Here is an 11,933-nt window from a genome sequence, read left to right on the forward strand (position 1 = left end):
CAGTGGGACTGTATGGTTTCCGCTCCGGATGCCATATCGTCCTGTCATGGTCGCTGCGCGGGACGGCGTGCACTGACTTTCCACGTTGAAGCTCGTAAGTCGTAATCCTTCCGCAGCGAGGGCGTCCATCTCGGGGTTCGCCGCAACACGGACTAAACCGTTTGCGTAAGCCCGGGTTCGCTCCAGCCAAAATTATCTTGAAATATGAATATGATGTTGGGCTTATCTTGAGCAGAAACGACCGAGGCAAATAAAAAGGGATAAGGACATTAGGAATGTTCGCGACAACCTCTTTACGGCAACGCCTCCGATCAAGATCTCGGTTTCAAGACTGACGAGCCAAGTCACCAGTCGTCAAGAACGTCCACTCGCAGGGGTGCTTTTAACCGCGTCCGAGCGTCAAAGTTTTGGGCGAAGCTGCGGCCCGGGACTAGTCGAACCTCACCCGGGATCTTTTGAGCCCACCTAAGAAAAACCTTTGTTTTCCTTGACGAACAGCCAGGTCAGATGTTGCCATAGACTAGAATTCAGCTCGGCTGGGAGGTTCAAATGAAGTTTTTTCTTAAAACATCGACAGCTATAGTTTCCGCAGCGTTCATAGCAAGCTCTTCAAATGCTCAAAACGCCACACAAGGCGGGCAGGTTGGAGAGATGACCATATCAGTTGATGATATGCGTGAACCAGCGCCTACTGATTTTTCGCCGTACGCAGGTCGAGATTTTCCGACACGCCCGCTATGGGGTGACACTCACCTGCACACGTCAAACTCGCTCGATGCCCGCGGATTTGGCGTCATTCTGAGCCCAGACGATGCCTATAGGTTCGCACGTGGCGAGGAGGTCACCACATCGCATGGCCTCCGTGTGAAGCTGTCGCGTCCGCTCGACTGGCTTGTCGTATCCGATCACTCTGATGCCATGGGGGCTATGAATGAGATCGTGGCGGGGAACTCTACGCTTATGCGTGACCCAACGCTTCGAGACTGGAACGAACGCCTAAATGCCGGCGGCGACGTCGCTCTGGGAGCAACCATGGAAGTGATTGAAACCTTTGCTGGCATTACCGGCGATGCTCTACCCGAGGCTGTTTCAGACCGCAGGTTTGTACAATCTATATGGGACGAATTCACGCAAACTGCGGATCATCACAACGCCCCTGGCACATTCACTGCGTTCATTGGATACGAATGGACGTCCACCGAAGCAGGCAACAACCTCCACCGCAATGTGATCTACCGGGATGATGCCATTCGCGCGCGGCAAATGCTGCCTTTTACAACCGCTGAAACCTTTAATCCGGAACGGTTGTGGGACTGGATGGAAACATATGAACAAGAGACTGGTGGTCGTGTACTGGCCCTTGCTCATAACGGCAACGTCTCTAACGGCCTGATGTTTCCGGTCGAGACTAACCCTGAAACGGGTGAGCCTTTGACAGAAGATTACGCAGAGCGGCGTGCCAAGTGGGAGCCGATGTATGAGATCACCCAAATCAAAGGTGACGGAGAAACGCATCCGTTTTTAAGCCCAAACGATGAGTTCGCGGACTATGAAACTTGGGACAAATCCAACCTCGGCCCAACGCCCAAAGAAGATTGGATGCTCCAGTATGAGTATGCCCGTGAGGCTCTGAAGAACGGACTTAAGCTTGAGGCTCAACTAGGCACCAATCCATACAAATTCGGAGTGGTAGGTTCGACAGACAGCCATACCGCTTTGGCAACGGCGGAAGAAGACAACTTCTTTGGCAAACACTCTGGCGTCGAGCCGGAGCCCGGTCGTTGGCAGCACGTCGTTGGTGAGTTCGATACGACAAGAATTCTTGGATGGGAAATGGCAGCGTCTGGCTACGCCGCAGTCTGGGCAGAAGATAACACACGCGAAGCAATATTCGACGCAATGGAACGGAAGGAAGTCTATGGGACGACTGGCAGTCGAATTGCAGTTCGTTTCTTTGGCGGCTGGGACTTTACCGAAGCTGATGCAAGGTCTCGTTTGCCCGCCGAAATAGGATATGAAAAAGGCGTTCCGATGGGAGGGGACCTCGCAGATGCAACAGAAGGCGCGGACGCCCCAACATTCCTGGTTGCTGCGCTGAAAGATCCATTTTCCGGCAATCTCGACCGAGTTCAGATTGTGAAAGGTTGGTTAAATGCCGATGGCGAAACTGAAGAGCGGGTCTATGACGTGGCGTGGTCGGGAGACCGAAAACTTGATGCGGACGGCAAGCTGCCAGCGGTTGGGAACACCGTGGATGTTGCAACGGGCACGTTTACCAACTCGATAGGGTCTCCGGAGCTGATCAGTGTTTGGACGGATCCTGAATTTGATCCGTCAGTCAGGGCTTTCTACTACGCACGTGTCCTAGAGATTCCCACTCCGAGGTGGACAATTTATGACGCAGTTCGGTTTGGAGACGAGGTGCCTGCCGAAGTGCCTACTTCAACGCAGGAACGTGCTTACACCTCGCCAATTTGGTATACTCCTAAAGGCTGAAATGTGACTAATCCCTGCATCGTTGCTTGAAAAGCGCGGCTGTTCCTGTCGCTTCAACACTGGCGTAGTCCGTTCATTTTTTTTGTCCGACTAGGGCTGAGAGCGGACATCGAAACAATCCAGGCGAAGGACTGCTTTGTGTTGGCACTAGTCGTTACCGAGTCTACGGGTCAACTTCTGCAGTTTCCCAAAATCTTCGCCGCTTTCGGGTTCACCTTAAGGTCGATGACAGGCACTTACAAAGAAAGCTGCTGTGTTGGCCGGTCATTGATTAAGCGCAGCACATGTGTGGGTTGTGTCAGAGAGTAGTTCTTTGAGACAATGCACAAGTCGAACGGCTCGTGAAGCGCAACGCAAACTCTTTGCGAAGCCACTTCTTGCGGATCAAAAAGAGAAATCGTCCCGCGCCAAGTGAATCCTAAAATCACCAAACAATTTCCATGATTGTCAAATTTTCGCAGAGAGAGCTGTCGCCTCCTTACGGCTGGTTCGATCCTCAGAACCGGAGCATATGTAAGCGGGCACGGCTTTTCTTCAGGAGCACACATGAGCAAGCATTACTACGCACCCCATGGCGGACACCCCGGACAAGACCAGCTGCTGACGGACCGCGCCGTTTTTACGGATGCTTATGCCGTGATCCCCAAGGGCACAATGCGGGACATCGTGACGAGCTTTCTGCCGTTCTGGGACGATACACGCCTCTGGGTGATCTCGCGCCCACTGACAGGATTTGCCGAGACCTTCTCGCAATATATTATGGAGGTGCAGCCGGGCGGAGGCTCGGACCGGCCCGAAAACGACCCCGAGGCCCAAGGCGTTCTGTTCGTGGTCAACGGCACCGCAACTCTGATCGCTGAAGGTACGCGCTATGAGCTGACGCCTGGCGGCTATGCCTATCTGCCGCCCGGATGCGATTGGACCCTGCATAACCACTCCGATGACACCTTACGGTTCCATTGGATTCGCAAAGCCTATGAGGCCGTTGAGGGGCTGGGTATTCCGGATGTCCTCGTGCTGAATGAAAACGATATCGCGCCGACCCCAATGCCTGGCACCGATGGGAAATGGGCGACGACGCGGTTTGTCGAACCGAGTGACCTGCGCCACGACATGCATGTGACCGTGGTGACGTTTGAACCCGGTGCGGTCATCCCTTTCCTCGAGACCCATGTGATGGAACACGGCCTCTACGTGCTGGAGGGAAAGGCGGTGTACCGGTTGAACAACGACTGGGTCGAGGTCGAGGCCGGAGACTATATGTGGCTGCGCGCGTTTTGCCCACAGGCCTGCTACGCCGGCGGTCCGGGCAAGTTCCGGTACCTGCTCTATAAGGATGTGAACCGACACATGCCTCTGCGCCTTGGATCCGCCGCCAACCGGCGATAGAGGCCTCTCAGTTCACGATTCCTCCGATGGCCTGAGTCAATGCTCGGCCCGCCTCGATCACGGGGCGGCTGAGTTGTTCGATCCCGTTCTCGCGCACCCGGCTGGTGGGTCCCGAGACGGAAATCCCCGCAACCGCTTCGCCGTTCACGTCGAACACCGGCGCAGCGATACAGCGCATGCCCTCGTTTTTCTCTTCATTGTCGATCGAAAAACCTCGCGCGCGGATAGAAGTCAGGTCCTGTTTCAGACTTTCTACAGTCGTGATCGACCGGTCCGTGAACGCCTGCAGCTGGACCGAGGCCAGCAATCTGTCCAATCGGTCCTCATCCATATGCGCCAGCAGGACCTTCCCGATCCCCGACGCGTGCATCGGCGATAGTGTCCCGGGCGGAAAGAATGCCCGGATACTGGAATGCGTTTCCACCTGGCTTAGAAAAAGGACCGAGCCTTCTTTCTGAATGCCCAAATTGGCGGTCTCACCCGTAGTTTCCATGAGCTTGCGCATCACCGGTCTTGCCCGATCCACAAGGCTGGTGCGCCGTAGAAATCGCGATCCTATGACGAAGGCACGGGGTCCGATATGCCAGATCTGTTCGACGGGATCGAACTCTACCAAGCCCCTACCCTCAAGCGTGACAAGGATGCGATAGACCGTGGCTGGGGACTGCTGCATTTCATCGGACAGCATCGTCAATGACTTGCCTTGCGCCTCGCTCAGATACTCGAAAACCTCCATCGCACGGTCGAGGGATTTGATCGTGTTCTGAGCCGTTTTGTCATCCCATCCCCGCGGCCTTCCCCTGGCTTTTCGAGGGGAACCAGCGCCATTTTTTTGAGAAGCCATAAGAACCTTCGGATTTTTTCGAAATTTTAATTCATCGTATGAAAAACATAAGTTACTGACAACAATAATCTAAATAGTAGTGGTTGATTTTTGAAAATCGTTTTCAAAAAAATTTAAAATCGAGAAGCTTGGCCTTAGGATGTCCACAACGACGGAAGGAGACCATCCATGAGCTTTCAAAATCCCGTTTTCATTCCGGGCCCGACCAATATCCCTGAAAGCCTGCGCAAGGCTTGTGACATGCCCACGATCGACCACCGGTCGCCGCTGTTTGGGCACATCCTGCACCCTGCCCGCACGGGCGTTCGGAAAGTTCTGAAAAGCGACGGCGCAGAGGTGTTCATCTTTCCCTCGACCGGGACAGGCGGCTGGGAAACAGCTTTGACCAACACCCTATCCGCCGGAGACAAGGTTCTGGCCGCGCGCAACGGTATGTTCAGCCATCGATGGATCGACATGTGCCAGCGCCATGGGTTGAATGTAGAGATCGTCGAAACCCCTTGGGGTCAAGGTCTGCCGGCAGATCGCTATGAAGAGATCCTGACCGCCGATAAGAACCACGAGATCAAAGCCGTTCTTGCCACGCATAACGAAACGGCGACTGGCGTAAAGTCGGACATTGCGGCCGTGCGCAAGGCGCTGAACGCGGCGGGGCATCCTGCGTTGCTGTACGTTGATGGCGTCTCGTCCATTGCGTCGATGGATTTCCGCTTTGATGAGTGGGGCGTCGATGTGGCCGTCACCGGATCGCAAAAAGGGTTCATGCTGCCCGCAGGTCTCGCGATCGTCGGCTTTAGCCAGAAGGCGATGCAGGCGACCAAAACTGGCACCCTGCCCCGCACGTTTTTTGACGTCCACGACATGGCCAAGGGATACGCAAACAGCGCCTATCCCTACACGCCTGCCGTCGGCTTGATGAATGGCCTAAACCAGGCCTGCGACATGTTGCTGAACGAAGGGTTGGAGAACGTCTTTGCCCGCCATACCCGCATTGCCGAAGGTGTGCGTGCCGCCGTGGGCGCGTGGGGGCTGGAGCTTTGTGCCGCGAACCCTGCGGTCTATTCCGACACGGTCAGCGCGATCCGCACACCGGATGGTTTCAACGCGACCGATATCGTCACCCATGCGGCCGAGAAGTACGGTGTCGCCTTTGGCGTCGGCCTTGGCGAAGTCGCCGGCAAGGTCTTCCGGATCGGACATCTGGGCAGCCTGACGGACGTCATGGCCCTGTCGGGGATCGCGACGGCCGAAATGTGCATGGTCGATCTGGGTTTGAACATCCAACTGGGTTCGGGCGTGGCGGCCGCACAGGAATACTATCGCGGTCATCCAGCCGCTGTTCAGAAGGACGCTGCATGATGAAGGACCTCTCCATGAATATCCCGACCTATGAGGACATGCTCGAAGCGCATACCCGGATTGAGCCTTACATCCGACGGACCCCGGTTCGGACCTCGGACTACCTGAACGAATTGACGGGCGCCCAGCTGTTCTTCAAATGCGAGAACTTTCAGGAACCGGGCGCCTTCAAGGTACGCGGCGCCACCAACGCAGTGTTCGGCCTTGACGAGGAACAGGCGCAAAAAGGTGTTGCCACCCATTCCTCGGGCAACCACGCGTCGTGCCTGTCCTACGCCGCAATGAAGCGCGGCATTCCGTGCAACGTTGTGATGCCCCGCACGGCGCCTCAGGCCAAGATAGACACGGTGCGTCGCTACGGAGGTAAAATCACAGAATGTGAGCCTTCGACCACCTCGCGTGAGGCGACCTTCGCCCAGATTCAGGCGGCCACGGGCGGGGATTTCGTCCATCCCTACAACGATCCGCGGGTGATCGCCGGACAGGGCACCTGTTCGCGCGAATTCATCGAACAGACCGATGGTCTGGACGCGGTGGTTGCCCCTATCGGTGGTGGTGGCATGGTGTCCGGCACTTGCCTGACCCTGTCCACCCTCGCGCCCGAAACCGCAATCATTGCGGCGGAACCCGAACAGGCCGACGACGCTTATCGCAGTTTCAAGGCGGGCCACATCATCGCCGATGATGCGCCGAAAACCATCGCTGACGGCCTGTTGGTGCCCTTGAAGGACCTTACGTGGCACTTCGTCTCGAACCACGTTTCCGAGATCTACACGGCCTCGGAACAAGAGATCATCGACGCGATGAAGCTAACGTGGAAACACCTTCGGATCGTGATGGAGCCGTCCTCGGCTGTGCCTCTGGCTACGATCCTCAAGAACCCCGACGCGTTCAAAGGCAAGCGGGTCGGCCTGATCATCACCGGTGGTAATGTCGATCTGGACAAGCTGCCCTGGCTGAACACCTGACCCAGTCGCAAAAGACATCAATCCCGACACAGGAATACGGACATGAAAGATATGACCAATCTCGACGCATTCGAAGTAGGCTATGACATTCCGGCCAAGCCCGGAATGGATGAAGCAGATATCCAGACCCCCAGCCTTGTGCTGGATCTCGATGCGCTTGAACGCAACATCAAGAAGATGGGCGACTATGCCAAGGCCCACGGTATGCGCCACCGAGTCCACGGCAAAATGCACAAATCCGTCGACGTGGCGAAACTTCAGGAGCGCCTCGGCGGAGCCGTGGGCGTGTGCTGTCAGAAGGTCTCAGAGGCCGAAGTTTTCGTGCGCGGTGGGATCAAGGACGTGTTGGTGTCAAACCAGGTGCGTGACCCCGCCAAGATCGACCGCCTGGCCAGCCTGCCAAAACTCGGCAGCCGCATCATTGTATGCGTCGACGACGTAGACAATGTTGCAGACCTTTCCGGAGCAGCCGTCGATCACGGCACTCAGCTTGAGGTCTTCGTCGAAATTGACTGTGGCGCGGGACGGTGCGGTGTGACCACGACACCTCAGGTGATTGAAATTGCCAAAGCCGTCGAGGCGGCCGACAACCTCAAATTCACCGGCATTCAGGCCTATCAGGGCGCGATGCAACATCTCGACAGCTACGAGGCGCGCAAAGAAAAGCTGGATACCGCAATTGCGATGGTCAAAGACGCCGTTGTCGGCCTTAAGGCGGAAGGCATCGATTGCGAGCTGGTTTCCGGCGGCGGTACTGGCTCCTACTACTTCGAATCCAACTCAGGCGTATACAATGAGCTTCAATGCGGGTCCTATGCTTTCATGGATGCCGACTACGGCCGCATTCTGGACAAGGATGGTAATCGCATCGACCGGGGAGAGTGGGAGAACGCCCTGTTCATCCTGACCAGCGTCATGAGCCACGCCAAAGCTGACAAGGCGATCGTCGATGCAGGCCTCAAGGCGCAATCGGTAGACAGCGGCTTGCCCGTCGTGTTTGGGCGCGACGATGTCGAGTACATCAAATGCTCGGACGAGCATGGCGTTGTGATGGACACGGATGGTGTCCTTAAGGTCAACGACAAGCTCAAGCTGGTGCCGGGTCACTGCGACCCGACAGCCAATGTGCATGATTGGTATGTCGGCGTGCGCAACGGCAAGGTCGAGGCCGTCTGGCCCGTATCCGCCCGTGGTCGCGCCTACTAAGGCCGAGCAATCTAGAAAATCTGGCTCAACAGTAGCCTGATTCTCGCCCGTGTGCCGCCTCTCCCTTCGGGACAAACGCACGGGCGAACGAATTCCAAGTGGAGACTGACATGTTGATCGTACCCGAGCGCGAGATCGCCGGATTGATGACCCGCCAAGCGGCCTTCGATGCCGTTGAGAACGTCTTTGCGGCAATGGCCGCAGGCGACGCCTATAACTTCCCTGTCGTGCGTGAGGCCATCGGCCACGAAGACGCGCTGTATGGCTTCAAGGGTGGTTTTGATCGCGCCGGCCTGACTTTGGGCCTGAAGGCTGGCGGCTACTGGCCGAACAATCTTGAGAAACGCGGGTTGATCAACCACCAATCTACGGTTTTCCTGTTCGATCCCGACACCGGCAAACCTTCGGCGATGGTGGGCGGCAACCTGCTGACGGCGCTGCGCACAGCGGCGGCCTCGTCCGTGTCGATCAAACATCTGGCCCGCGCAGATGCCAAGGTGATCGGCATGATCGGAGCGGGCCATCAGGCCGCCTTTCAACTGCGCGCCGCGCTGGAACAGCGTAGCTTTGAAAAGGTCATTGGCTGGAACTACCACCCGGAAATGCTGCCCAATATCGAGAAAGTCGCTGTTGAGGCAGGCGTCCCGTTTGAGGCGGTCGAACTTGACGGAATGGCCGAAGCGGATGTGATCATCTCAATCACTTCGGCCTTTGCGCCGTCGTTGATGTCGTACCATGTCAGCCCCGGAACGCATGTTGCTTGCATGGGGACAGACACCAAAGGCAAGCAAGAGGTCGAACCTGCCCTGCTGGCCAAGGCGCGTGTTTTTACCGACGAGGTCGCGCAATCCGTCACCATTGGCGAGGCACAGCACGCCGTGGCCGAAGGACTGATCAGCCAAAGCGATGTCGCGCAGCTTGGCGCGGTCATCAATGGAACGCATGAGGGCCGCTCGGCAGATGATCAGATCACATTGTTCGACGGCACAGGCGTAGGCCTGCAGGATCTTGCGGTGGCCGCAGCGGTGGTCGACCTTGCCGTAGAAAAAGGGATCGCTATCGAGGTCAATTTCTGACGTCAAAGCAAACGCTGATACCTGGTTCCGAATGGCAAGTCGCCCCTCGGATTGCAAAGGACAGGCTGGCTGACGGCCGGGGTAAGCGCCCCGGCCAATGTCATTCCACCCGGAAGATGTTGCTAGGCGTTGAATTTTCGCTGGATTTCCAGCCTCATGCGCAGGGAAGTTGCGATACCCTGCGCATCTTAACGCGGTTTATTCGATGATAAGGTACAGGAACTCGAACCAATGCTCCTGTAGGTTGGGTCCAGTTCCAATTCTATCCACGACCGCAAAAAGCCCCGGATCATGGAGCGGGGTCAGTACCCCGTGCCAAGTGTTGCGATGATAGTTCACCCCCTGCCCCGGCGCAGTTATGAACGCAATCGGGTGGCCGGGTTTCCCATCTTCATCGGTAGCTACAACCACAACGAACGGCTTTTCGGACAATGGTAAAAACGCCTGGCTGCCCTCAGGGTGACGCTCCATCATATCCAGCCTGATCGGCAGGCTGAAAGCCTCGGACTGGAACACGCTGATCCCCGCACGGCCGTCCTGGAAATCCAACTCCGCGCGGTCGTGATAGCGGGCGCATTTGCCCTGATTGATGTACTTGTCCACCTCACCCGCCGCTTGGATCACATCTCCAAACGGCGCAAAGGCTTCGGGGGTTAGGGGCTGTAGCTTCAGCTCGACAGTCATTCCGAGAACTTCTCGATCAAGCGCAGCTCGGCGATCCGTTCGACCTGACGGCAGGCTTCGTTGAACTCGGTATCCCGGTCACTGTTAATGCGGCGGTGAAAGGCCTCCAGGATGCTGGCCTTCGTATTGTCTTTAACGGCGATGATGAAAGGAAAGCCGAATTTGGTCGTGTAGGCCTCATTCAACGCGGTAAAGGTTTCGCGTTCTTCATCTGTCAGCATATCCAGACCAGCCCCGGCCTGTTCCGCCGTGCTTTCCTTGGTCAGCCGCCCGGCGGCGGCAAGCTTACCCGCCAGATCCGGGTGCGCCGTCAGAACGCCAAGGCGTTGCTCAGTCGTGGCGGTACGGAATACACGCGCAAGCGCATTGTGGACACCAGCCGCATTGTCATGGGTCGGTCCGAGTTCAAGGTCAAACGCGCCTTCGGCAATCCAAGGGCTGTGTTCGAACACGCCGCCAAATTCGGACACAAAGGTCGGCTGGTCCATTTCGGACGGGGTGAGGCGTTGCATCGGTGGGTGTTCCTTTGCCCAGTGATCGGCAATCTGTTCGCGTGTCGCGAACCAGACGCCGTCGTGTTTTCTAAAGTACTCAAGCGCGCGTTTCAGCGCCATGGCGCGACCCGGACGACCGATCAAGCGGCAGTGCAACCCGATCGAGAGCATTTTCGGCATACCCGCTGTGCCCTCGGCATAGAGCATGTCAAAACTGTCTTTCAGATAGCTTTCGAACTGCGCGCCATTCGTATACCCGGCCTGAATCGCAAACCGCATGTCGTTGCAATCCATCGTGTATGGCACAATCAACTGATCCTTGCCCCCTGCTTTGATCCAATAGGGCAGATCATCGGCATAGCTGTCCGCGATATAGGCAAAGTCACCCTCTTTGGCGGCAAGATCGATCGTATTCATCGAACACCGACCCGTATACCAACCGCGCGGAGGCTGACCGGTGACTTCTGTGTGCAGCCGGATCGCCTCGCGGATCTGGACGCGCTCGTCTTGCGGGTCCAGATCCTTGTGTTCGACCCATTTCAGCCCATGGCTCGCGATCTCCCAGCCTGCATGCTTCATCGCCGCAACCTGCGCCGGGGCACGTGCCAGAGCTGTCGCCACGCCATAAACGGTCACGGGCAGGTCCTGCAAGAGCTGGTGAACACGCCAAAACCCGGCCCGACTACCGTATTCGTAAATCGATTCCATGTTCCAGTGTCGCTGCCCCGGCCAGGGGGCCGCGCCGGTGATCTCGGACAGAAACGCCTCGGAAGCGGCATCACCGTGCAAGATGTTGTTTTCGCCCCCTTCTTCATAGTTCAATACGATCTGAATCGCGATCCGGGCCCCGTTGGGCCAGTTGGCTTTGGGCATTTGACTGCCATAGCCGGTCATATCTCGTGGATAAGGCTTCACATCTGTTTCCTTCTTCTTGAGTTCCTCAATACTCCGGATAATCAAAGAAATTTTTCAAAAAATACGAAAAGCAGCTTCGGATAGTCTGGCTTTGCCCTCAGAGGAGAAAACAGACTAAGGAATAAGCAACTTGAGGAGTGGCATAAATGACCGGTTATCTTACCACACATGTCCTGGATACCGCGCGGGGATGCCCCGCCGAAGGGCTGAAAATCGAGCTGTACCGTATCAATGGCACAGACCGCACATTGCTGAAAGCACTGGTGACAAATGACGATGGCAGAACCGACGAACAGATTCTGCCGCAATCCGAGTTTTCAACGGGCGAATACGAGTTGATCTTCTATGCAGGCGCTTATCTTGATGCCTCGGGCACCCCGCCCGAAGACCCTCGTTTTCTGGATGTGATCCCGATCCGCTTCGGGATGTCCGAGCAATCTCATTATCACGTCCCGCTGCTTCTTTCCCCCTTTGGATACTCGACCTACCGCGGTAGCTAAGT

At 56.5% G+C, this 11,933-nt stretch carries 11 protein-coding genes; 7 read left to right on the plus strand and 4 right to left on the minus strand.

The window, feature by feature from the left end; all coding sequences use genetic code 11:
- Window positions 1-186: sulfatase-like hydrolase/transferase (locus ACXAH8_RS14375; protein ID WP_475219722.1), on the minus strand; the 186-nt coding region annotated here is incomplete at its 3' end.
- Between the two features lie 363 nt (window positions 187-549).
- Here ACXAH8_RS14375 and ACXAH8_RS14380 point away from each other — a divergent pair.
- Complete coding sequence (locus tag ACXAH8_RS14380) at window positions 550-2,496, plus strand: DUF3604 domain-containing protein (RefSeq protein ID WP_475219480.1); 1,947 nt, start codon at window positions 550-552, stop codon at window positions 2,494-2,496.
- 546 nt (window positions 2,497-3,042) lie between these two features.
- Window positions 3,043-3,885, plus strand: a complete 843-nt coding sequence (locus tag ACXAH8_RS14385; protein WP_475219482.1) for a bifunctional allantoicase/(S)-ureidoglycine aminohydrolase — start codon at window positions 3,043-3,045, stop codon at window positions 3,883-3,885.
- Between the two features lie 7 nt (window positions 3,886-3,892).
- Here the strand turns inward: ACXAH8_RS14385 and bhcR are convergent, their stop codons facing one another.
- On the minus strand, window positions 3,893-4,729 hold the full coding sequence (bhcR, locus tag ACXAH8_RS14390; protein ID WP_475219484.1) for an HTH-type transcriptional regulator BhcR: 837 nt from the start codon (window positions 4,727-4,729) through the stop codon (window positions 3,893-3,895).
- A gap of 168 nt (window positions 4,730-4,897) precedes the next feature.
- Between bhcR and bhcA the strand changes: the two genes are divergently transcribed.
- From bhcA to bhcD, 4 genes are all read left to right on the plus strand, one after another.
- Window positions 4,898-6,088, plus strand: a complete 1,191-nt coding sequence (bhcA, locus tag ACXAH8_RS14395; protein WP_475219486.1) for an L-aspartate--glyoxylate aminotransferase BhcA — start codon at window positions 4,898-4,900, stop codon at window positions 6,086-6,088.
- Window positions 6,088-7,056 carry a beta-hydroxyaspartate dehydratase BhcB gene (gene bhcB, locus ACXAH8_RS14400; protein ID WP_475219489.1) on the plus strand — a complete coding sequence of 323 codons (969 nt, stop codon included), beginning with the start codon at window positions 6,088-6,090 and terminating at the stop codon, window positions 7,054-7,056. The genes bhcA and bhcB overlap by 1 nt, the downstream gene beginning before the upstream one ends.
- A 42-nt stretch (window positions 7,057-7,098) precedes the next feature.
- Window positions 7,099-8,262, plus strand: coding sequence for a 3-hydroxy-D-aspartate aldolase BhcC (bhcC, locus tag ACXAH8_RS14405; RefSeq protein ID WP_475219491.1), 1,164 nt, complete (start codon window positions 7,099-7,101; stop codon window positions 8,260-8,262).
- A gap of 110 nt (window positions 8,263-8,372) precedes the next feature.
- Window positions 8,373-9,338, plus strand: a complete 966-nt coding sequence (gene bhcD / locus ACXAH8_RS14410; RefSeq protein ID WP_475219494.1) for an iminosuccinate reductase BhcD — start codon at window positions 8,373-8,375, stop codon at window positions 9,336-9,338.
- Between the two features lie 198 nt (window positions 9,339-9,536).
- On the opposite strand, the gene ACXAH8_RS14415 is transcribed toward bhcD, so the two are convergent.
- Together ACXAH8_RS14415 and puuE are read right to left on the minus strand one after the other, a co-directional pair.
- The gene (locus ACXAH8_RS14415) at window positions 9,537-10,022 is read right to left on the minus strand and encodes an ureidoglycolate lyase (RefSeq protein WP_475219496.1); all 486 of its coding nucleotides are present in this window, start codon (window positions 10,020-10,022) and stop codon (window positions 9,537-9,539) included.
- Window positions 10,019-11,431, minus strand: a complete 1,413-nt coding sequence (gene puuE, locus ACXAH8_RS14420) for an allantoinase PuuE (protein ID WP_475219497.1) — start codon at window positions 11,429-11,431, stop codon at window positions 10,019-10,021. Before puuE ends, ACXAH8_RS14415 begins: the two co-directional genes overlap by 4 nt.
- A gap of 146 nt (window positions 11,432-11,577) precedes the next feature.
- On the opposite strand from puuE, the gene uraH reads away from it, so the two are divergent.
- On the plus strand, window positions 11,578-11,931 hold the full coding sequence (uraH, locus tag ACXAH8_RS14425; protein ID WP_170378283.1) for a hydroxyisourate hydrolase: 354 nt from the start codon (window positions 11,578-11,580) through the stop codon (window positions 11,929-11,931).
- Window positions 11,932-11,933 lie beyond the last annotated feature (2 nt).

This window comes from Ruegeria sp. ABV3_008, from assembly GCF_056161185.1.

Bases quoted from the DNA above. Each gene is read 5' to 3' on its own strand.
- ACXAH8_RS14380 (WP_475219480.1), top strand. From the start codon at position 550: ATGAAGTTTTTTCTTAAAACATCGACAGCTATAGTTTCCGCAGCGTTC.
- ACXAH8_RS14385 (WP_475219482.1), top strand. From the start codon at position 3,043: ATGAGCAAGCATTACTACGCACCCCATGGCGGACACCCCGGACAAGAC.
- bhcR (WP_475219484.1), bottom strand. From the start codon at position 4,729: ATGGCTTCTCAAAAAAATGGCGCTGGTTCCCCTCGAAAAGCCAGGGGA.
- bhcA (WP_475219486.1), top strand. From the start codon at position 4,898: ATGAGCTTTCAAAATCCCGTTTTCATTCCGGGCCCGACCAATATCCCT.
- bhcB (WP_475219489.1), top strand. From the start codon at position 6,088: ATGAAGGACCTCTCCATGAATATCCCGACCTATGAGGACATGCTCGAA.
- bhcC (WP_475219491.1), top strand. From the start codon at position 7,099: ATGAAAGATATGACCAATCTCGACGCATTCGAAGTAGGCTATGACATT.
- bhcD (WP_475219494.1), top strand. From the start codon at position 8,373: ATGTTGATCGTACCCGAGCGCGAGATCGCCGGATTGATGACCCGCCAA.
- ACXAH8_RS14415 (WP_475219496.1), bottom strand. From the start codon at position 10,022: ATGACTGTCGAGCTGAAGCTACAGCCCCTAACCCCCGAAGCCTTTGCG.
- uraH (WP_170378283.1), top strand. From the start codon at position 11,578: ATGACCGGTTATCTTACCACACATGTCCTGGATACCGCGCGGGGATGC.